This window comes from Kribbella sp. ALI-6-A (assembly GCF_001984195.1).
Taxonomy (GTDB): domain Bacteria; phylum Actinomycetota; class Actinomycetes; order Propionibacteriales; family Kribbellaceae; genus Kribbella.
In genome coordinates this window covers 2,180,360-2,199,782 of sequence record NZ_MTQN01000012.1, presented here as the reverse complement: position 1 = coordinate 2,199,782, position 19,423 = coordinate 2,180,360, and the positions used below count along the sequence as shown (strand labels likewise).

Below are 19,423 nucleotides of genomic sequence, written 5' to 3'. Positions count from 1 at the left end.
AGGGACGGCTTTTCACGTTCTGCCGACGGTCACCAGACGCGGATTCTGCTCTCAGATGACAAGCGTGGGCCGGGCTGCCGTCGATTTGTGTCGGCTCCAGGGGCGAAGATGGACGACGTGCCCTGGACCTCGACACCTCTCGTCGGCCGCTCGACCGAGATGGCCGCCCTGCTCAGTGCCGTCGACGAAGCGAAGACCCGCCGCGCCGGCGCCATTCTGCTGTCCGGTGACGCCGGCGTCGGCAAGACCCGGCTGCTGGACGAGGTGGCCACCGGCGCGCACGAGCGGGGCTTCGGCGTACTGGTCGGGCACTGCACCGACTTCGGCGACGCCGGCCTGCCGTACCTGGCGTTCAGCGAGATCTTCGGCCGGCTCGCGGGCGAGCGCCCGGACCTGGTCGAGAGCGTGCTCACCAACTTCCCGGCGATCGGCCGGCTGCTGCCCACCCACCGGCTGATCGGCGCCCAGCCGGTCCCGCAGGACGGGCCGCTCGACCGCGCCGCGCTGTTCGACGCCGTGCTGGGCGCGCTGACCGCGCTGTCGACCAGCGAGCCGTTGCTGGTGATCGTCGAGGACACCCACTGGGCCGACGACTCCACCCGGGACCTGATCGGTTTCCTGCTGACCCGGCTGACCTCCCAGCGACTCGCGCTGATCGTGTCGTACCGCAGCGACGACCTGCACCGACGGCACCCGCTGCGCCGCCCGATCGCCGAGTGGTCGCGCAACCCCCGCGTACGGCGGGTCAACCTCAACCCGCTCAACACCGACGAGTCCCGCGCGCTGCTCAACGCCCTGCTGCCCGAGCGCCTGCCGGCGGCCGAGGAGCGCCGGATCCTGGACCGTGCCGGCGGCAACGCGTTCTTCACCGAGGAGCTGGTCGCCGCGGCCTCGCTCGGCGACGCCGACGCCGTACCGCCGGATCTGGCCGACCTCCTGCTCGTCCGGCTCGACCCGCTGTCCGACGACGCCCGCCAGGTCGCCCGGGTGATCGCCGTCGCCGGCCGCCGGGTGTCGCACCAGCTGCTGACCGCTGTCGCCGGTCTGCCCGACCGCGAGCTGGAGACCGCGCTGCGCGAGCTGATCGACGCGCACATCATCGAGCACCCGGGCAACTCGAGCTACTACTTCCGCCACGCCCTGCTCGCCGAGGCCGTGTACGACGACCTGCTGCCGGGCGAGCGGGTCCGCCAGCACGCGGCGTACGCGAAGGCTCTGCAGGACCAGACCGTCCCCGGTACGGCGGCCGAGCTGGCCGGGCACGCGACCCGCTCGCACGACCTGGTCACCGCGTTCGAGGCGCGGGTCCGGGCCGGGCAGGAGGCGCTCTCGGTCGCGGCGCCGCAGGAGGCGCTGAAGCACTACGAGATGGCGCTCGAGCTGTTCCCCGAGGAAGGCAGCTCGGTCGACAAGACCTGGCTGATCGTCGACACCGCGATGGCGGCGACGCTGTCGTCCCAGCACCTGCGCGCGGCGAAGCTGCTGCGCAAGGCGCTGGCCGACCTGCCCGCGGACGCCCCGATCCAGCAGCGCGTCGAGCTGCTGCTGCCGCTGTCGGAGATCTCGCTGGTGATCGACCACGACCACGAGGCGAACGAAGCCGCCTCGCAGGCGTTCCGGCTGGTCGCCGACGAACCGGCCAGCGCGTTCAAGGCCAAGGTGATCGCGCTGTACGCCCGCGTCTCGGACGCGCTCGGCCGGCCGATGGAGGCCGAGCGCTGGGCGCGGGAGGCGCTGCAGATCGCCCGCGAGGTCGGCCAGGAGTCCGCGGCCGGCGACGCCGGGATCACGCTGGCCCAGCTGCGCAAGCGCGCCGGAGACCCGGTCGCCGCCGCCAAGCAGCTGGAAGAGGCCGCCGTACGGGCTCAGCTGGCGGGTGACGCCGCTGCCGAGGTCCGCAGCCGATACCTGCTCGGTGCGAACCACTTCGACCTCGGCGAGCTGGCCAGCGCGAAGGCCGCGCTCGAGTACGCCGCGCAGCGGGCCGGTGAGCTCGGCCGGCAGTGGGCGGCGTACGGGTTCGACGCGCGGCGGATGCTGGCACTGACGCAGTTCACCATCGGCGAGTGGGACGAGGCGGCCGAAACCGCCCGGGCCGATGCGATGACGCCGGCCGCGGCCGCGGCCGGCCTGCGCAGCGTCGATTTCGCGGTGCGCAGTGGGCGAGGCGACACGTCGGTGGCCGAGGACCTGCAGCTGACGCGGAAGTGGTGGTCGCTGGACGTCATGCTGCCGCTGATCGGCCTGCAGCCGGCGGTGGAGGCGTACCGGCAGCTCGGCCAGCTCGCGGAGGCGGAGAAGCTGGTCGCGGACGTGTCGGCTTTGCTCGAGGACGTGTTCCAGACCGAGTGGTTCATGGCCAAGATCCGATTCTCCACGCTCGGGCTGCAGGTGCTGTGCGACCGGGCCGTCATCGAGCCGTCGGCGGCGGAGGAACTGGTAGCCCGCGGGGCGGAGCTGCTGGCCGCGGGCCATGCGACCGCGGAGAAGGGACTGCCGCCGGGCCGAGTGCTCGGGGTCGAAGGCATCGCCTGGCTGGCGCGGCTGGAAGCGGAGTGGGAGCGGCTGCGGTGGCTGGCGGGCGTGGAGCCGCCGACCCCCGAAGAGCTCGTCGCGACCTGGCAGCGGACCGTCGACGCCTTCGGCTATGGCTTCGTGTACGAGCAGGCGTGGTCGCGGGTCCGGTTGTCGACCGCGCTGCGGGCCGCTGGGCGAGTCGCAGACGCGAACGAGCAGGCTCAGCTCGCGGCGGATGTCGCGCGAAAGCTCGGCGCCCAGCCGCTGCTGGACGAGCTGGGCAGTGCTGCCGACCCAGCCGGGTCAGCGGCGCTCACCGCCCGGGAGAACGAAGTGCTGGCGCTGCTCGCCGAGGGCCGGACCAACCGGCAGCTGGCCCGCGAGCTCTACATCAGCGAGAAGACGGTCAGCGTGCACGTCTCGAACATCCTGGCCAAGCTCGGCGTCCGCTCCCGGACCGAAGCCGCCGCCGTCGCCCGGCGCGACGGGCTGCTCGACTAGAGGTCGTCTCCCGTCCCGCGAGGTGCCGTGGCGGGTACCACGCAGTAGGCGCGGGATTGGGAGACGCGCCCTCAACGCTCGTCCGGCCGCTCCGCGGACGGCCGGACCTGCCGTGACGCCTTCAACGCCGGCCGCGGTGGCCGTGGGCCGCGCGGGGGACGAGCGTCGTACTCAGCTGGCGGGCACCGCGGCGGCGGGCGAGCTCGTCGCCCCGCTCGTGCGCGACCTTCGGGCGGTGCTCGGCCCGCTCGTGGGCGACCTTCGGCCGGTGCTCATCGCCGGCGGTCTCGCCGTGCGGCTCGATGGTGTCGATCAGTCCGTCGAGAACCCGCTGTGCCTTCCGGAAGCGTGCCACCGTCAGGACCACGGCGCTGATCCCTGCCACCGCAATCAATACCCAGAGTTGCCAAGTCATTCCCCACCACCCTGCAATCGCCCCGTTCCCCCTGGTAATCACCATAGGCCTGATCTGACGGAATGGCGATAGCCCCATCGCAATCCGTTACGAAACCAGGCCGAACGCCCGGGAACGTTGTCCGATGCAAGGATTTTGCGGCGATCAGGCAATGATCTCGGCGAGCGACGAACGGTGACTCTGTGTCATCTACGGGCGGTCCGTGGTGCCGAGGACGCGGACGAGATTGGCGCCCAGGACCTTGCGGACGACTGCCTCGGACAGGCCGCGTTCGACCAGTGCGTCGGTGACCAGCGGCATTCCGGCCGGGCCTTCCAGCCCGGGAACGTAGACCTGGGCATCCAGCCCCTCGATGATCACCGGGAGGTCGCAGGCCGGGATCTTCTCGCCGAACACCTCGGCGACGAAGTCGCTGCCCAGGCCGACGTGGTCCTCGCCGGCGACCGCGACCAGGTGCTCGACGTGATCGGCCAGGTGCTGGATCGTCGGCTTCTCGTCCTCGGTCAGGAAACCGGCGAAGAAGTTCACGCAGACGACACCACCGGTGGCGGCGATCGCCCGGAGCTGGTCGTCGGTGAGGTTGCGGTGGTGCGGGCGGAGCGCGTACGCGCTGGAGTGCGTCGCGATCAGCGGCTTGGTGGCCAGCTCGAGAATGTGCTCGACCCCGCCGCGGCCGACGTGCGAGACGTCGATCAGAACGCCGAGCTCCTCGAGCAGCCCGACCGCCTCGACACCGGCCTTGGTGAGCCTGCTCCCGGCCGCGTCCTCGCCGGAACCGTCGGCCAGCGCGCTACGGCCGAAGTGGGTGAAGGAGATCACCCGCACCCCGAGCCGGTGCAGCGTGTGGAACAGCTCGACGTCGGTGTCGATCTGCGGGCAGCCCTCGAGGGCGAGCACGAGCGCGATCTTGCCGGCCGCGGTCGCCGCCTCGATCTCGGCGCCGCTGCGGCACAGCGCGACCTCGTCGGCGTTCGCCTCGGCGATCTGGTGCGCCGCCTCGATCATCCGCAGGGTCTCCCGCAAGGACCCCTCGGGCCGGAACTCGTCGTCGATGAACACCGGCAGCACCTGGACGTCGATCCCACCGTCGCGCAGCTGCGGGATCCAGCGATCCCGGAAGTAGCTCCCCCACACTTCCTTCGGCCGCCGCGCCACCAGCATCAGCAGATCGTTGTGCGCATCGGCGACGACGGCGTTGTGGTGCAACTCGTTCATCAGCTCTCCCAGTCGTTGGTCCCCGGCCAGCCGACCACTCGCGGACCGGGGAATCAACCCGGGGCGCTGGAACTGGGTCCGCGGCGCACTGCTCGACCGCGCCGAAGCGTGAACGGCTAGTCGTACACCTGGAACCAGTGCAGGGAGCCCTCGTCCACCTCCGGCAGGTACGGCACGTCGCGAATCCGCGTCATCGGCCGACGGTCGACCATCGCCCCCGCCACGTCGTCGAGCATCTGCCCGACGCTGCTCCACTGCTGCGAAGCACCTCCGCCGCCCTCCGGGTACCACTCGCAGACCGCACCGTACGACGGCCCGTCGCTCAGGTCGACGAACATTACTCCGGCGTCGGCGGCGTCTGCGATCGGGAGGTAGCCATCGAGCCACCGGGGGACGTCTGCGCCGGAGAGCAGCGGACCGGCTTCGATCTTCTGCCACATCCGCCGGATCGCCAGCATCTCCATCACGGGCACCAGGTTGTAGTGGAACGGGATCACCGAGCCGCGGATCGCCCGGTGCTCGGTGCCGTTCGCCAGTTGCAGCAGCTCGACCAGGTCCGCCGGGAGCGGATGGTTCATCGCCGCTTCGAGATAACGCAGATCGACCGGAGTCGCCGGTGGGTTGACCAGCCGCGCGATCGCCGGAGCCTGTTCGGCGAGCCAGCCGGTGATGCGCGGCCAGGAGGTCGCGGCGCGGGCGGTCATCGGGCTCAGGTCCAGCTGAGGACTTTTTTGCGCCAGGCGTAGAGCAGGCCGACGGTGACGAAGGCGAGGAAGACGAACATCTCGATCAGCGACGAGGTGCCGACGGTGGCGAAGACGGTGGCCCACGGGAACAGGTAGACGGCGTCCACGGCGAAGATCACGTAGAGGTAGGCGAACAGGTAGTACCGGATGTGGATCTGCGCCCAGCCCTCGCCGACCGGGTCGACGCCGGACTCGTACGTGGTGAGTTTCTCGGGGGTCGAGTAGGTGATGGTGAGGGCGCGGTTGAGCGCGAAGGCGCCGAGCAGGCCGCCGAGGCCGAGCAGGACGATCGCTGCGACTACCGCGTAGGCCTCGGACACAGGGACGACTTTAGTTGGTGCAGAGCAGCATCGCGTCGAGGGCGACCTGGGGGCCGTAGCCGGACTTCACGTCGGCGACCTGGACCCGCAGGCGGTTGACGCCGGGGATCTGCCGGTTCAGCCAGGTCTCGGTCTCCTGGGCCTGGTCGACGGTGCCGAGCACGGCCGAACCGTTCAGCAGCGAGACGCGGACGGTGCCGTCGGTGATGTTGCCGAGCCAGTTCTTCACCCACGAGCAGCCGGCCGAGTTCACGTCGCCCCAGACCACGCCGCCCTTGTCGGCGAGCAGCTCGGCCTCGGCCCGCCGCGGCGAGTCCGCCGCCGTGAGCACGGTGAACACCGGGTGTCCCTTGCCGCCCGACGCGAGCAGCGGCTTCTTGAAGATGCCGCGCCAGACGTAGTGCGAGTATCCGGCCGGAGCCGACGCGGCCGCGGCGTACGGCGCCTGGGGGCCGATCGCCAACCGGTAGGTCCGGATCGAGCCGGGCTGCTTCGACGAGATCGTCACGTTGCCGCCGGACGGCGTCGCGTGGCCGATCTCCTGCCAGCCCTTCGTCGCGTCCCAGCGCTGCAGTGCGACGCGCGACCCGGCCGCCGGCGCGGGCGTCAGCGTGCCGCTGACCGTCAGGACGCCGGCGGTGTAGTCGGTCGTCCGGATGCTGGTGATCTTGACCGAGCGGACCGGCGTCGCCTGGGCCACCTCGGCTGCTTTCGCCGTGTCGGTTGCGATCAGCGCGCTCTGCGCCGGAGCGACGGTGCCGGCACAACCGGCCAGCAGCAGGGCCGCCGCCAGCGTCGTACCGCAGGACAGGAAGGCACGAACGCCCATGGAGAAACTCCCTCGAGACCCGGGCCGCCCCCGGGGTGGATCACAACTGTGTGACGACACCCTGCCGCGAATGACAGCGGAAGGCAAGCGAGCGACTGCTCTACGTCACACTGGAGGGTTTCGCCGTCCGTCCCAGGCTCTGGACCACCACGCCTCGGGCATGGTTCTGTCCCAAAGCCGAACTAACATTGGGATATCGCCCTGACTGGGGGGATCGACGGTGCGCCGCAGGGCAGCCGCCGGGCCCAAGCTCGACTTGGAGATGACAGAACAGATGGCCATCGAGGTCAAGCAGCTGGACCGCGTGGTGATCCGCTTCGCCGGTGACTCCGGTGACGGGATGCAGCTCACGGGGGACCGGTTCACCGCGGAAACGGCATCGTTCGGCAACGACCTGTCGACCCTGCCCAACTTCCCCGCCGAGATCCGGGCACCTGCCGGAACCCTGCCGGGCGTCTCGTCGTTCCAGCTCCACTTCGCCGACCACGACATCCTCACCCCGGGTGACGCGCCGGACGTGCTGATCGCGATGAACCCGGCGGCGCTGAAGGCCAACCTGCCCGACGTACCGCGCGGTGCCACGCTGATCGTCGACACCGCCGACTTCACCGCCCGCAACCTCAAGCGGATCGGGTACGACGAGAACCCGCTGGAGACCGGCGCGCTCGAGGCCTACCACGTCGTCGCGCTGAACCTGACCGGCATGACGGTGGAGTCGGTGAAGGAGTTCGGGCTGTCCCGCAAGGACGCCTCCCGGGCCAAGAACATGTACGCGCTCGGCCTGGTCTCGTGGCTGTTCCAGCGCCCGATCGAGTCGACGATCGCGTTCCTGGAGACCAAGTTCGCCGGCAAGCCGGACATCCGCGACGCCAACATCGCGGCGTTCCGCGCGGGCTTCAACTTCGGTGAGACCGCCGAGGAGTTCGCGGTCCGGTACGAGGTGAAGCCGGCCCAAATGGCCACCGGCACCTACCGCAACATCTCCGGCAACCTCGCGCTGGCGTACGGCCTGGTGGCGGGCGCCCAGCGGGCCGGGCTGCCGCTGGTGCTCGGCGCTTACCCGATCACGCCCGCGTCCGACGTGCTGCACGAGCTGTCCAAGCTCAAGCGGTTCGACGTGACCACGATCCAGGCAGAGGACGAGATCGCCGGCGTCGGCGCGGCGCTGGGTGCGTCGTTCGCCGGTGCGCTCGGCGTGACCACGTCGTCCGGTCCGGGCATCAGCCTGAAGTCCGAGACGATCGGCCTGGGCGTGATGCTCGAGCTGCCGCTGGTGGTCTGCGACATCCAGCGCGCGGGCCCCTCCACCGGGATGCCGACCAAGACCGAGCAGGCCGACCTGCTGCAGGTGATGTTCGGCCGCAACGGCGAGGCGCCGCTGCCGGTGCTGGCCGCCCAGTCCCCCGCGGACTGCTTCGCGATCGCGGTCGAGGCGACCCGGATCGCGGTCACCTACCGCACGCCGGTGATCGTGCTGTCCGACGGCTACCTGGCCAACGGCTCCGAGCCCTGGCAGATCCCGCGGATCGAGGACCTGGTCACGATCGACCCGAACTTCACCACCGAGCCGAACGCGACCGCCGACGACGGTACGCCGAAGTACCTGCCCTACCTGCGGGATCCGGAGACCCTGGCCCGCGCCTGGGCGATCCCGGGTACGGCCGGGCTGGACCACCGGATCGGTGGTCTGGAGAAGGAGGACAAGACCGGCAACATCTCCTACGACCCGGCCAACCACGACCTGATGGTCCGGACCCGCCAGGCGAAGGTGGACGGCATCGCGCGCAGCATCGACCCGCTGGTCGTCGACGACCCGGACGGCGACGCGAAGGTGCTGGTGCTCGGCTGGGGTTCGACGTACGGGCCGATCGGGGCCGGCGTGCGCCGGGTCCGCAAGGTCGGCGGCAAGGTCGCGCAGGCGCACCTGCGTCACCTGAACCCCTTCCCGGCGAACCTGGGCGAGGTACTGAAGTCGTACGACAAGGTGCTGGTCCCGGAGATGAACCTCGGCCAGCTGGCGATGCTGTTGCGCGCCAAGTACCTGGTCGACGTCGTCTCGTACGCGCAGGTCCGCGGCATGCCGCTGGGCGCCGCGGAGCTGGCCGAGGTGATCGGCAACCTGGTCGAGGAGACCGCCGGGATCGACGACGACGCCCGGCACCTGGGCCTGGACGCCGCGAACCTCAAGCACGGCGAACAACTGCATCAGTCGGAGGGAGCACGATGAGCACGGTCGATCTCGGTCTGCCGAGTCTGCCCGGTGGCCTGCGCGGCGTACCGGCCGCGACCGAGCCGCAGAGCCGCAAGGAGTACGTGTCCGACCAGGAGGTTCGCTGGTGCCCGGGCTGCGGCGACTACGCCGTGCTCGCCGCGTTCCAGGGGTTCCTGCCCGAGCTCGGCATCAAGCGCGAGAACGTCGCGATGGTGTCCGGCATCGGCTGCTCGTCGCGCTTCCCGTACTACCTGTCGACGTACGGCATGCACTCGATCCACGGCCGCGCGCCGGCGATCGCGACCGGCCTGGCGGTGGCCCGGCCGGACCTGAGCGTCTGGGTGGTGACCGGTGACGGCGACGCGCTGTCGATCGGCGGCAACCACCTGATCCACACGCTGCGGCGCAACGTGAACCTGAAGATCCTGCTGTTCAACAACCGGATCTACGGGCTGACCAAGGGCCAGTACTCACCGACGTCGGAGCCCGGCAAGGTGACCAAGTCGACGCCGATGGGCTCGGTGGACAACCCGTTCAACCCGGTCTCGCTGGCGCTCGGCGCGGAGGCGACGTTCGTGGCCCGCACGGTCGACTCCGACCGCAAGCACCTGACCTCGGTGCTGACGGCGGCCGCCGAGCACCGCGGCACGGCGTTCGTGGAGATCTACCAGAACTGCCCGATCTTCAACGACAACGCCTTCGACGCGTTCAAGAACCCCGACACCCGCGACGACGCGATCATCCCGCTCAAACACGGCGAGCCGATCCGCTTCGGCACCGACGGCCACCTCGGCGTCGTCCGGGACGGCTTCGCCTCGCTCGCGGTGCGCGAGGTCGCCGACCTGCCGAACGGCGAGGCCGACCTGGTCGTGCACGACGCGCACACCGACGACCCGGCGTACGCGTTCGCGCTGTCCCGGCTGACCGACGCCGGCGTACTGCACCAGGCGCCGATCGGGATCTTCCGCCAGGTCGACCGGCCGGCGTACGACGATCTGGTCCGTCAGCAGGTCGACACCGCGAAGGAAACGCAGGGCACGGGCGACCTGCAGGCCCTGATCAACGGCTCCGACACCTGGACCGTCGGCTAGCACCAACTTCGCTCTCCGCCGCCGTCACTTGGTACGGCGGCGGAAGGCGGCCACGCGGGTCCGGTTCTGGCAGGTGACCGAGCAGAACCGGCGATGGGCGCGGGCCGACACGTCGATGTAGACGTCGGCGCAGCCGTCCGCGGCGCAGGTGCCGACGCGGGCTGGATCGTGCTCGGCGAACTGCTGGCGAAGCGCCAGGGCCGCCGCGGCCGTCAGCGCGTCGCGCGGGTTCTGCACGGTCCAGATGGCGGCCACGGAGTCGCCCTCGGCGCGAACGGTCGGCACGACTTTCGTCCGCTGCAGGAGTTCGGCGAGCTGGTCGACGCGGTCAGCCGTGCCCGGGATCGCGAAGACCGGAAACAGCAGGTCGGCGATCCGCTGCAGCTCGGCAGCGTCGACCGGCGCCCAGTCCGGCAGGTCGGACGCGCCCGGCCAGTCGACCCGCGCACCTTCTGCGCGCGGGATCGATCCCCAGCCGTTGACCAGCGCCACGACGGTCTCCGGCGCCAGCGGTTCGACGTGCATTCCTGCAGTGTAACGCCTTGAAGGCATTCATGGCGTTGCATGTTCACGCCGATCGTCGTAACGTCAGAAACTCATTCATGGCGTTACGGAAGCGGTGATGAGTTTGAGCGCGACCCTGCGGGACTGGACCGGACTGGCGGTACTCGCGCTGCCCTGCTCGGTGGTGTCGATGGACGCCTCCGTGCTCAACCTCGCCGTGCCGCAGCTCACGGCGGCCCTGCAACCGACCGGATCGCAGCAGCTGTGGATCGTCGACAGCTACGTGTTCGTGGTCGCCGGACTGCTGATCACGATGGGAATGGTCGGCGATCGGTTCGGACGACGCCGCCTGCTGCTGATCGGCGCGACGATGTTCGCCGCGGCCTCCGTGCTGGCCGCCTTCGCGGTGAGTCCCGGAATGCTGATCGCCACCAGGGTTCTGCTCGGCGTCGCCGGGGCGACGCTGATGCCGTCCACGCTGGCCTTGATCCGCACGATGTTCACCGACTCCCGCCAACGGCGGACGGCGCTGGGCGTGTGGACCGCGAGTTTCGCGCTCGGCGGGTTGGCCGGACCGGTGGTCGGCGGGCTGCTGCTGACGCGGTACTGGTGGGGATCGGTGTTCCTCGTCGCCGTCCCGGTGATGCTTCTGCTGCTCGCGACCGGGCCGTTCCTGCTCCCGGAGTACCGCGGCGCCGATCGCCCGCCGCTCGACATCGGCAGCGCGGCGCTGTCCCTGGCCGCGGTCCTTGCCGTCGTCTACGGGCTCAAGCGCATCGCCGAGAGCGGCCCGCGACCGGGGTACGGCGGTTCACTGGTGCTGGGGATCGCCCTGGCCGTCTGGTTCGTACGCCGGCAGCAACGGCTGGCCCGGCCGATGATCGAGCTACGGCTGTTCCGATCGATCGGCTTCAGCGGGCCGCTGGTGGTGCTCGGCCTGATCTTCCTCGTGCTGTACGGCACGCAGTTCATCACCGCACAGCTCCTGCAACTGGCGCTCGGCTTGTCCGCGCTCGAAGCCGGTCTGGTCTCGCTGCCGGGCACCATCGCCTACCTGCTCGGATCGCTGTCGGCTCCGCTGGTCGCGGCACGCGTCAGTACGGCGTACGGGCTGGCCGGGAGCCTTCTGATCAGCGCGACCGGCTTCGGCCTGCTCACCCAGGTCCAGCCGGGCCGGCTGTGGATCGTGGTGACCGGGTTCGTGGTCTTCTCCATCGGACTCGCCGGCGTCTACCTGATGGCCACCGACCTGACCGTCTCGGCCGCACCCCCGGAACGCGCCGGCACCACCTCGGCCTTGGTGGAAACCAGCGCCGAACTCGGCGGGGCCCTGGGCATCGCCGGCCTGGGCAGCATCGTGCTCGCCGTTTACCGGCACAGCTCCCCCGACAGCGGCGCCCCCGGCCACAGCCCCCAGGACCCGGCAGCCACCACCGCCTATCTCCACGGCTACCAGCTGGCCGAAGCCCTCGGCGCCGCCGCCCTCCTACTCGCCGCGGCGCTCACCGCGGTTCTTCTCCGCCCGCGAACCGCAGTCCCCGAGCCGTCAGTTCCTCGTCGAGAATCCTGATCGCCTTCGGCCCGATCCCGTGAATCGCCAGCAACTCCTTGGTCGTGACCTGCGTCAACTGCTCGTACGTCGTGTAGCCGTTCAGCGCCAGCTCACGGGTGGCCACCTTGCCGATCCGCGGCGTCAACTCGGTCTGCTCGAACATCGCGCCTCCTAGAGCCACTGGCTGACGGTGTGGATGACCAGGCCGACCAGGGCGCCGACGACCGTGCCGTTGATGCGGATGAACTGCAGGTCGCGGCCGACATGCAGTTCGATCCGGGCCGAGGCCTCGCGGCCGTCCCAGCGTTCGATGGTGTCGGAGATGACCGAGACGATCTCGCTGCCGTAGGTACGGACGACGTAGCCGACGGCTTCGGCGGCGCGGGCGTCGACCTTGGCGCGCAGGGGCTCGTCGGTCTGCAGGCGGGTGCCGAGTTCCTTGATCGCCTGGACCGCGCGGGTCTGCAGCGGGCTGATCGGGTCCGCGATCGCGTCGATCAACGCCGTGCGGACGGCGTCCCAGACGGCGGTCAGGCTGGGGGCGAGGTCGGGGTGCTCGAGCATCCGGCGCTTGAACGCCTCGAAGCGTTCCATCATCTCCGGGTCGCGCTGCAGATCGGCGGCGAACTGGCCGAGCAGCCGGTCGATCGCCTGGCGGGCCGCGTGGTTCGGGTCGTTGCGGATGCCGCTCAGCCAGGCCAGCGCCTCGCGGTGGATGCGGTCGATCACCAGCGAGTCCACCCAGCGCGGCGACCAGCGGGGCGCGCGCGGACCGACCACTTCGCCGAGCACGTCGCGGTTGTCGCGCAGCCATTCGTACGCCTCGTCGAAGACCAGGTCGAGCAACGCGTGGTGCGCGCCGTCGTCGACCACCGACTCCAGGAAGTGCCCGGCGATCGGGCTCAGCGGCTCCTGCGCGAAGCGCGGCAGCAGCGAGCCGCGGACGAAGGCGGTGACGTCGGCGTCCCCGAGCTTGGGCAGCACGGCGCCGACGGTTCGGGCGCCCTCGGCAACGATCCGCTCCGCGTGGTTGCTGTCGGCCAGCCACTCCCCGGCCCGGCGGCTCACCGCGGCGGAGGCCATCTTGCCGGCCACCACTTCCTCGGACAGGAAGTTCTCGGTGACGAACTGCTCCAGGCTCTCGGCCAGGCTGTCCTTGCGGGTGGGCACGATCGCGGTGTGCGGGATCGGCAGGCCGAGCGGATGCCGGAACAGCGCGGTGACCGCGAACCAGTCCGCCAGCGCACCGACCATCGCCGCCTCGGACGCCGCGTTGACGTAGCCCCAGGCGCCGTCGCGGTGCAGAGTCAGGATGTAGACGATCGCGGCCAGCACGAGCAGGGACAGCGCGACCAGCCGCATCTGCCGCAGTCCGCGCTGTCGTACCAGGTCCGGACCGCTCAGGGTCATCGTCGCCATGTCCCCATCCAACCAAGTCCCCGGTGACGACGCGGTCAGGAAACCGCCGGGTTTTCCCCTGAGCGGCTAACGAGCGACCGGCGCGGCGAGTCTCGACGTCCGGCGGTCCATCAGGCCGGAGGTGATCGCCAGGCCCAGGCCGAGGATCGCCAGGCCGGCGCCGAGGCGGCTGGGCCACTCGTAGCCGTAGCCGGCCGCCAGGACGACGCTGCCGAGCCAGGCGCCGAGCGCGTTGGCGACGTTCAGCGTCGAGTGGTTGAGCGAGGCGGCCAGCGACTGGCCCTCGTGCGCGACGTCCATCAGGCGGGTCTGCAGCGCCGGGATCAGGATGCTGGAGGAGAAGCCCAGCGCGAACACCGCGAACAACGCGGTCGGCTTGGTGTGCGCGAGCCAGCCGAAGGCCGCGAGCATGATGGTGATCGCCAGCAGACCGCCGTACAGGCTGGGCATCAGGGCACGGTCCGCGAGCCGGCCGCCGACCAGCGTGCCGCCGGTCATGCCGACGCCGAACACGGCCAGCACGATCGTCACGGCGCCCTCGCTGAAACCGGCCAGCTCGGTCATCGTCGGCGTGATGAACGTGTACGTCGCGAACATCCCGCCGAAGCCGACCATGCCGACCAGCAGCGCCATCCACACCTGCGGCCGGGCCAGCGCGCTGAGCTCGCTGCGCACGTTCACGTCGCTGCCGACCGGTTGCGGCGTCACCCAGAACCACACGGCCACCAGCGTGATCAGCCCGAGCACCGCGACCAGCAGGAACGGCAACTGCCAGCCGAACCGCTGCCCGAGCAACGTCGTACTGGGCACGCCGACGATGTTCGCGATCGGCAGCCCGACCATGATCATCGACACCGCCCAGGCCCGCCGGTTGGCCGGCACCAGCGACGCGCTGACCACGGCCCCGATCCCGAAGAACGCGCCGTGCGGCACGCCGGACAGGAAGCGCGCCGCCATCAGCATCTCGTAGCTGGTCGCGACCGCCGACAACACGTTGCCGAGCACGAAGACGCCCATCAGCCCGAGCAGCAACCGCTTCCGGCCGGTCCGCGCCCCGAGCGCCGCGATCACCGGCGCCCCGACCACCACCCCGACCGCGTACGCCGAGATCACGTGCCCGGCGGTCGGGATCGAGATGTCCACCCCGTCGGCGATCTGCGGCAGCAGCCCCATCGTGACGAACTCGGTCGTCCCGATCGCGAAGCCGCCGATGGCCAGCGCGAACAACGCGGCGCCGACGTGCGGAGTGCGGGTGTCAGGAGTCATCGAACTTGTCACACCTGATTGTGACATCCGGCGCCGCGGCCGCCGAATCCGTCGTACCGCGGCCGGGGAGTTCGTGAAAACATCCGGCATGGCCAACTTCGGTGATCATCAGCTGGCGATCTACGTGCAGGGCATGTTCTCCGGCACCCGGCCCGAGCTCACCACGGATCTGTCCCGGCTGGAGTCGCAGGCGTCCGCGACGCTGTCGGCGGAGGCGATGGGCTACATCGTGCCGAGCGCGGGCAGCGGCTCGACGGCGCGGGCCAACCTGACCGCCTTCGAGCGGTGGCGGCTGGTGCCGCGGATGCTGCGCGGGTCGACCGAGCGCGACCTGTCCTGCACCGTGCTCGGCACGAAGATGCCCGCGCCGGTGCTGGTCGCGCCGATCGGCGTACAGACGCTGGCGCATCCCGACGGAGAGCTGGCGACCGCTCGGGCCGCCGACGCGCTCGGCCTGACCTACACGCACTCGACCCAGGCGAGTCACTCGTTCGAGCAGATCGAGGCCGGCAGCAAGTGGTTCCAGCTGTACTGGCCGACCGATCGGGACGTCTGCCTGAGCTTCCTGCAACGCGCCAAGGACAGCGGGTACGCCGTACTGGTGGTGACGCTGGACACCGGCACGATCGGATGGCGGCCGGCCGATCTCGACCGGGGCTTCCTGCCGTTCCTCAAGGGCGAGGGCCTGGCGAACTACTTCACCGACCCGGCGTTCCAGGCGAAGCTGGCCAAGCCGGTCGCCGAGGACCCGGGCGCGGCGGTGATGCACTGGGCGCAGATGTTCCCGAACGTCGGGCTCGGCTGGGACGAGCTGTCGTTCCTGCGGGACAACTGGGACGGTCCGATCGTGCTGAAGGGCATCACCTCGGTCGACGACGCGAAGCTGGCCGCCGAGCACGGCGTGGACGGCCTGGTCGTGTCCAACCACGGCGGCCGCCAGGTGGACGGCGCGATCGCCTCGCTCGACGCGCTGCCCGCGATCGCGGACGCGGTCGGCGAGCAGGTCACGGTGCTGTTCGACTCCGGCGTACGGACGGGGGCCGACGCCGCGAAGGCGCTCGCACTCGGCGCGAAGGCCGTGCTGCTCGGTCGTCCACTGCTGTACGGGCTGGCGCTGGCCGGTCAGGCGGGAGTGGAGCACGTACTGCGCTGCTTCCTGGCCGAGCTCGATCTCACGCTGGCGTTGTCCGGCTACGCCAATCACCGCGAGCTCAACCGCGACTCGGTGGTGCCGGTGTGAAGGCGGTCGTGTTCGACTTGGACGACACGCTGTTCGACCACACGACGTCCGCGATCGCGGGGCTGACCAAGTGGGTTCCCGAACTCGGTGTGCGCTGGTCCGACGACCTGATCGCCGAGTGGTTCGCGATCGAGCGGGTCAGCTACGACGCCTGGCTCGAGGGACGGCTGACCCATCAGGGCCAGCGCCGGGCTCGGCTGCAGGCCTTCCTGCCGGTGCTCGGCCGGCCGGTGCCGACCGAGGAGGCCGAGCTCGACGAGATCTTCGACGGCTACCTCGCGCACTACCGGGCGAGCTGGGCCGCCTTCCCGGACGCGCGGCCCGCGCTGGAGGTTGCCCGAAGCAACGGCTGGCGGGTCGGCGTACTGACCAACGGCAGCACGGTCCAGCAGAACGCGAAGCTGGCCACGATCGGCCTGGCGCCGCTGATCGATGTCGTCGCGACCACGGAGACGTTAGGGTGCAGCAAGCCCGCGCCCGAGGCTTATCTGGCCACCTGCCGTGAATTGGGCGTGCAGCCGGCCGACACCTTGATGATCGGCGACAACTTCGAGCTGGACGTGCTCGGCGCCCGGGCGGCCGGGCTGACCGCCGAGCACCTGGATCGGGCCGCGGGAATCACGTTGGCTCAGCTGGTGAAGGCCAGCTGAGCCAACGCGGTCTCAGATCCCGCAGGTGGGAGCGGACCAGGAGTTGCTGGTCCGGATGTCGAGGTGGGTGTGGTCGTTGTGGCCCGGGTAGCCCGGCCCGAAGATGCCGCCGAAGCCGTGGTTGCGGGCCTGCTTGGCCAGCGTGCACAGCGAGTGGACGCCGACGAGGTCGGCCGAGCGGCCGTACAAGTGCTGGCTGTTGCTGGCTCCGCCGACCGAGCTGTTGCAGGAGTAGCTACGGAAGCCGCTGGTGATGGTCAGCGGCTGGTCGCCGAGCGCGTGGCGCATGGCTTCGAGCTGCCACATGGTCTGCAGCGCGTTGGCCCGGGTCGCTGCCTCGGACAGCGGGCCGCCGTCGTACCCGGAGCCGCCGCAGCCGTCGTCGAGCTCGGCATAGGTGAAGTGGATCGGGGTGCAGTCGTCATCCTGCAGCGAGTAAATCTTGCTGAAGGTGGCCGAGCCGGCGATGCCGTCGGCAGCCAGCCCGTACGCCTGCTGGAACCGGGTCACCGCGGCTTTGGTGGCGGGGCCGAACGCGCCGTCGGCGGCGAGGTGACCGCCGTAGCCGGGATAGCCCGCGACGCGGATCTGCAGCTGGCGGACGTCCTCACCGCTGGCGCCCTCGCTGAGCGTGCGGCTCCAGGTGTAACAGCCGTCGGCGTGCGCCTTCGACGCGGTGACGACCTGGGTGGTGATGGCCGTACCGGCGACGGCCGCGAACAGGGCCAGGATCGCGAGGATCCTCGGCAGGGGTTTGGACAGGAAGGTACGAACGGACATCGGAGAACCTCCGGGGACGCGATCGGGGCGGTAAGCGCGCTGTCACGGACAGTTTTGCGTCATCATCTGCCGCTTGACCAGAGCTCAGCGGGAACTTTCTGACCAACAGGCAACCAATCCTTCGTGCCGACTGGTCAGCCATGATGTGACCAGCGATGAGAGCACGCTCACTGTGCGTGCCGGTGAAACGGGGCGATCGGTGACCGGTGTGGACAGTTTCGACGCGTTCGTGCTCGCGCGGTCCGGCAGATTGCTGCGGACCGCCTACCTGCTGACCCAGGACCACGCGCTGGCCGAGGACCTGCTGCAGACCGCGCTCGCCAAGGCATGGTTCGCCTGGTCGCGGATCGACGGCGGCGATCCCGAGCCGTACGTGCGCAAGGTGCTGGTGAACACCTACTCCACCTGGTGGCGACGCCGGTGGAACGGGGAGCAGCCGACCGAGGAACTGCCCGAGTCCGCCGGGCCCGAAGGCCTCGCGGCCGAGCGGACCGACCTGTGGCGCGCGCTGCAGCAACTCCCCCGCCGGCAGCGCGCTGTCGTCGTACTGCGGTACTACGAGGACCTGAGCGAGGCCGAGACCGCCCGGATCCTCGGGTGCAGCGCCGGCACGGTGAAGAGCCAGACCAGCAAGGCCTTCGCCAAGCTCCGCCTCGATCCCAACCTGGTCGAGCCCATCCACCGGCCCGGCGATGCCTCCGCCGTCCGCACCCCTGCTCGCTCCGCCGACCTCGCCGACGAGGAGACCTCGCGATGAATCTCACCGACCTGCGCGACGAACTCTCCCAGCGCGCCAACACCGTGGAGAGCCCCGACCTGCTGCCCGGCGTACGGCGCCGGATCCGGACCACCAAGCGCCGCCGCGTCGCCGGCTCGGTCACCGCCCTCGCCGCGATCGTTGCCCTCGGCATCGCTGTGGCGCCGAGCCTGACCAGCAGTGCTCCCGAGCCGGCCGACAGCATCCCGCCCGACTACACCCGCGACTCGGTGACCCTCAAGGGAGTCATCGGGACCGACCGGCTGGACCGGGCCTGGATCGGCTCCGTCGGTGAGACTCGAGGCAGTTTCGGCTGGACACCGACCACGAAGAACATCGTCGTGTACGCCTACTGCGCCGCGCCGGGCGAGACCCGGTACACCGTCCGGATCGGCGGCCGCAACGCCGTGACCGGCCCATGCAACGTAGCCCACGACACCCCTGGCGACACCGGGCTGATCCGCCCGGACGCCGCCCTCTGGCTCGACGTCCCCCTGCACCAGGCCACCACCGTGAACGTGCAGCTCACCGACAACGACGGTCGTGTGATCGAGTCGAGCACCGCCCAGCTCGGCGTCGGCATCTACACCGCGGGCCGGCGCGACCCGGTGCCGGGTGCAACCGGCGCGACCCCGACTCCAGGGCCGGGCGATCGCGAGGAGAACGGCCTGCTCTTCCGCGCCAAGATTGGCGGCGACACACTGGCCGCCGCGGAGTCCGGCGAGCCCGGCGTCAGCAAGGTCACCGACAGCTACGTCGCCACCGGCCGGCCGATCATGGTCAGTGCCTTCTGCACCGCCAACGACGCCAGCTCCGGCTTCCCGTACCACCTGCGGGTGGTGATCGGAGGCGTGGAGAAGATTTCCGGCTGCGTCGCCTTGTCCACCGACGTCGGCAGCACCGGCGGCGCCGGCCTCAGCGACATCGCTACGCCCGGGCAACGCATGACCGTGACGGCCACGCTGACCGATGAATCCGGCCGCGAGGTCAAGGTCCCCGGCGCCCGCATCGCCTTCGCCGTCTACGAGAAGGGACCCCAGCGGGTCTACGACAACACGGCCGTCGACGAGCGGCGGGAGTATTCGGGAACGACGTACCAGCTCGCCGAGATCGAGGCCGTCGACGCGACCAGCACCCGGCAGGTCTCCCTCCGCACTCCGGCCGACACTCCCTTCCTGATCACCTACGGCAGCTCCTCGTTGGGCGCACCCGTCGAGGGCACCCTAGACAGGCCGACCAGCCAAAGCATGCTCAACACCAGTCACGGCGAAGGCGGCTTGAAGAGCTGGGGCCTGGCCACCGACGGCAACTGGGCCGGCCCGAGCACGACGATCACCCTCAAGATCACCCGAGGCACCCCCACCAAGGGCAAACTCATCCTCGCGATCTACACGCCCGCGAAGTGATGC

General features: G+C 70.3%; 18 protein-coding genes. 8 read left to right on the top strand and 10 right to left on the bottom strand.

The window, feature by feature from the left end; all coding sequences use genetic code 11:
• Positions 1-108: 108 nt before the first annotated feature.
• The gene (locus BWI15_RS40660; protein ID WP_077019104.1) at positions 109-3,018 is read left to right on the top strand and encodes a helix-turn-helix transcriptional regulator; all 2,910 of its coding nucleotides are present in this window, start codon (positions 109-111) and stop codon (positions 3,016-3,018) included.
• Between the two features lie 121 nt (positions 3,019-3,139).
• On the opposite strand, the gene BWI15_RS36955 is transcribed toward BWI15_RS40660, so the two are convergent.
• The 5 genes from BWI15_RS36955 to BWI15_RS36935 all read right to left on the bottom strand — a co-directional run bounded on the left by BWI15_RS36955 (position 3,140) and on the right by BWI15_RS36935 (position 6,543).
• Positions 3,140-3,385, bottom strand: coding sequence for a hypothetical protein (locus BWI15_RS36955; protein ID WP_143466121.1), 246 nt, complete (start codon positions 3,383-3,385; stop codon positions 3,140-3,142).
• Positions 3,386-3,622: 237 nt separating this feature from the next.
• On the bottom strand, positions 3,623-4,648 hold the full coding sequence (locus BWI15_RS36950; protein ID WP_193432214.1) for a dipeptidase: 1,026 nt from the start codon (positions 4,646-4,648) through the stop codon (positions 3,623-3,625).
• 116 nt (positions 4,649-4,764) lie between these two features.
• On the bottom strand, positions 4,765-5,352 hold the full coding sequence (locus tag BWI15_RS36945; RefSeq protein WP_077019102.1) for an SMI1/KNR4 family protein: 588 nt from the start codon (positions 5,350-5,352) through the stop codon (positions 4,765-4,767).
• A 5-nt stretch (positions 5,353-5,357) separates the two neighbouring features.
• Complete coding sequence (locus BWI15_RS36940; RefSeq protein WP_077019101.1) at positions 5,358-5,714, bottom strand: NADH-quinone oxidoreductase subunit A; 357 nt, start codon at positions 5,712-5,714, stop codon at positions 5,358-5,360.
• Between the two features lie 10 nt (positions 5,715-5,724).
• Positions 5,725-6,543, bottom strand: a complete 819-nt coding sequence (locus BWI15_RS36935; RefSeq protein WP_077019100.1) for a hypothetical protein — start codon at positions 6,541-6,543, stop codon at positions 5,725-5,727.
• A gap of 274 nt (positions 6,544-6,817) precedes the next feature.
• Between BWI15_RS36935 and BWI15_RS36930 the strand changes: the two genes are divergently transcribed.
• Both BWI15_RS36930 and BWI15_RS36925 read left to right on the top strand, forming a co-directional pair.
• Entirely contained in the window at positions 6,818-8,770 is a 1,953-nt protein-coding gene (locus BWI15_RS36930; protein ID WP_077019099.1) for a 2-oxoacid:acceptor oxidoreductase subunit alpha, read from the top strand.
• Positions 8,767-9,846 carry a 2-oxoacid:ferredoxin oxidoreductase subunit beta gene (locus tag BWI15_RS36925; protein WP_077019098.1) on the top strand — a complete coding sequence of 360 codons (1,080 nt, stop codon included), beginning with the start codon at positions 8,767-8,769 and terminating at the stop codon, positions 9,844-9,846. Before BWI15_RS36930 ends, BWI15_RS36925 begins: the two co-directional genes overlap by 4 nt.
• A gap of 24 nt (positions 9,847-9,870) precedes the next feature.
• Here BWI15_RS36925 and BWI15_RS36920 read toward each other — a convergent pair whose 3' ends face one another.
• On the bottom strand, positions 9,871-10,371 hold the full coding sequence (locus tag BWI15_RS36920) for a CGNR zinc finger domain-containing protein (protein ID WP_077019097.1): 501 nt from the start codon (positions 10,369-10,371) through the stop codon (positions 9,871-9,873).
• A 97-nt stretch (positions 10,372-10,468) separates the two neighbouring features.
• On the opposite strand from BWI15_RS36920, the gene BWI15_RS36915 reads away from it, so the two are divergent.
• Entirely contained in the window at positions 10,469-11,920 is a 1,452-nt protein-coding gene (locus BWI15_RS36915) for an MFS transporter (RefSeq protein ID WP_077019096.1), read from the top strand.
• On the opposite strand, the gene BWI15_RS36910 is transcribed toward BWI15_RS36915, so the two are convergent.
• From BWI15_RS36910 to BWI15_RS36900, 3 genes are all read right to left on the bottom strand, one after another.
• Complete coding sequence (locus BWI15_RS36910; protein WP_077019095.1) at positions 11,853-12,065, bottom strand: hypothetical protein; 213 nt, start codon at positions 12,063-12,065, stop codon at positions 11,853-11,855. The genes BWI15_RS36915 and BWI15_RS36910 overlap by 68 nt on opposite strands.
• An 8-nt stretch (positions 12,066-12,073) precedes the next feature.
• Complete coding sequence (locus BWI15_RS36905; RefSeq protein WP_077019094.1) at positions 12,074-13,321, bottom strand: DUF445 domain-containing protein; 1,248 nt, start codon at positions 13,319-13,321, stop codon at positions 12,074-12,076.
• 66 nt (positions 13,322-13,387) lie between these two features.
• Entirely contained in the window at positions 13,388-14,587 is a 1,200-nt protein-coding gene (locus BWI15_RS36900; protein WP_077019093.1) for an MFS transporter, read from the bottom strand.
• 88 nt (positions 14,588-14,675) lie between these two features.
• Between BWI15_RS36900 and BWI15_RS36895 the strand changes: the two genes are divergently transcribed.
• Together BWI15_RS36895 and BWI15_RS36890 are read left to right on the top strand one after the other, a co-directional pair.
• Positions 14,676-15,827 carry an alpha-hydroxy-acid oxidizing protein gene (locus BWI15_RS36895; RefSeq protein ID WP_077019092.1) on the top strand — a complete coding sequence of 384 codons (1,152 nt, stop codon included), beginning with the start codon at positions 14,676-14,678 and terminating at the stop codon, positions 15,825-15,827.
• Positions 15,824-16,477 (top strand): HAD family hydrolase, encoded by a 654-nt coding sequence (locus BWI15_RS36890; protein ID WP_077019091.1) that lies wholly within the window; start codon positions 15,824-15,826, stop codon positions 16,475-16,477. Before BWI15_RS36895 ends, BWI15_RS36890 begins: the two co-directional genes overlap by 4 nt.
• 12 nt (positions 16,478-16,489) lie before the next feature.
• Here BWI15_RS36890 and BWI15_RS36885 read toward each other — a convergent pair whose 3' ends face one another.
• On the bottom strand, positions 16,490-17,257 hold the full coding sequence (locus tag BWI15_RS36885) for a D-Ala-D-Ala carboxypeptidase family metallohydrolase (RefSeq protein ID WP_077019090.1): 768 nt from the start codon (positions 17,255-17,257) through the stop codon (positions 16,490-16,492).
• A 199-nt stretch (positions 17,258-17,456) separates the two neighbouring features.
• Between BWI15_RS36885 and BWI15_RS36880 the strand changes: the two genes are divergently transcribed.
• Both BWI15_RS36880 and BWI15_RS36875 read left to right on the top strand, forming a co-directional pair.
• Positions 17,457-18,014 (top strand): SigE family RNA polymerase sigma factor, encoded by a 558-nt coding sequence (locus tag BWI15_RS36880; protein WP_168197425.1) that lies wholly within the window; start codon positions 17,457-17,459, stop codon positions 18,012-18,014.
• Complete coding sequence (locus BWI15_RS36875; RefSeq protein ID WP_077019088.1) at positions 18,011-19,420, top strand: hypothetical protein; 1,410 nt, start codon at positions 18,011-18,013, stop codon at positions 19,418-19,420. Before BWI15_RS36880 ends, BWI15_RS36875 begins: the two co-directional genes overlap by 4 nt.
• Positions 19,421-19,423 lie beyond the last annotated feature (3 nt).

What these genes read in the sequence shown, in the direction of transcription:
- BWI15_RS36935 (WP_077019100.1), bottom strand. Translation starts at nt 6,543, where the DNA reads ATGGGCGTTCGTGCCTTCCTGTCCTGCGGTACGACGCTGGCGGCGGCC.
- BWI15_RS36925 (WP_077019098.1), top strand. Translation starts at nt 8,767, where the DNA reads ATGAGCACGGTCGATCTCGGTCTGCCGAGTCTGCCCGGTGGCCTGCGC.
- BWI15_RS36950 (WP_193432214.1), bottom strand. Translation starts at nt 4,648, where the DNA reads ATGAACGAGTTGCACCACAACGCCGTCGTCGCCGATGCGCACAACGAT.
- BWI15_RS36945 (WP_077019102.1), bottom strand. Translation starts at nt 5,352, where the DNA reads ATGACCGCCCGCGCCGCGACCTCCTGGCCGCGCATCACCGGCTGGCTC.
- BWI15_RS36875 (WP_077019088.1), top strand. Translation starts at nt 18,011, where the DNA reads ATGAATCTCACCGACCTGCGCGACGAACTCTCCCAGCGCGCCAACACC.
- BWI15_RS36930 (WP_077019099.1), top strand. Translation starts at nt 6,818, where the DNA reads ATGGCCATCGAGGTCAAGCAGCTGGACCGCGTGGTGATCCGCTTCGCC.
- BWI15_RS36915 (WP_077019096.1), top strand. Translation starts at nt 10,469, where the DNA reads ATGAGTTTGAGCGCGACCCTGCGGGACTGGACCGGACTGGCGGTACTC.
- BWI15_RS36895 (WP_077019092.1), top strand. Translation starts at nt 14,676, where the DNA reads ATGGCCAACTTCGGTGATCATCAGCTGGCGATCTACGTGCAGGGCATG.
- BWI15_RS36905 (WP_077019094.1), bottom strand. Translation starts at nt 13,321, where the DNA reads ATGGCGACGATGACCCTGAGCGGTCCGGACCTGGTACGACAGCGCGGA.
- BWI15_RS40660 (WP_077019104.1), top strand. Translation starts at nt 109, where the DNA reads ATGGACGACGTGCCCTGGACCTCGACACCTCTCGTCGGCCGCTCGACC.
- BWI15_RS36885 (WP_077019090.1), bottom strand. Translation starts at nt 17,257, where the DNA reads ATGTCCGTTCGTACCTTCCTGTCCAAACCCCTGCCGAGGATCCTCGCG.
- BWI15_RS36920 (WP_077019097.1), bottom strand. Translation starts at nt 10,371, where the DNA reads ATGCACGTCGAACCGCTGGCGCCGGAGACCGTCGTGGCGCTGGTCAAC.
- BWI15_RS36900 (WP_077019093.1), bottom strand. Translation starts at nt 14,587, where the DNA reads ATGACTCCTGACACCCGCACTCCGCACGTCGGCGCCGCGTTGTTCGCG.
- BWI15_RS36910 (WP_077019095.1), bottom strand. Translation starts at nt 12,065, where the DNA reads ATGTTCGAGCAGACCGAGTTGACGCCGCGGATCGGCAAGGTGGCCACC.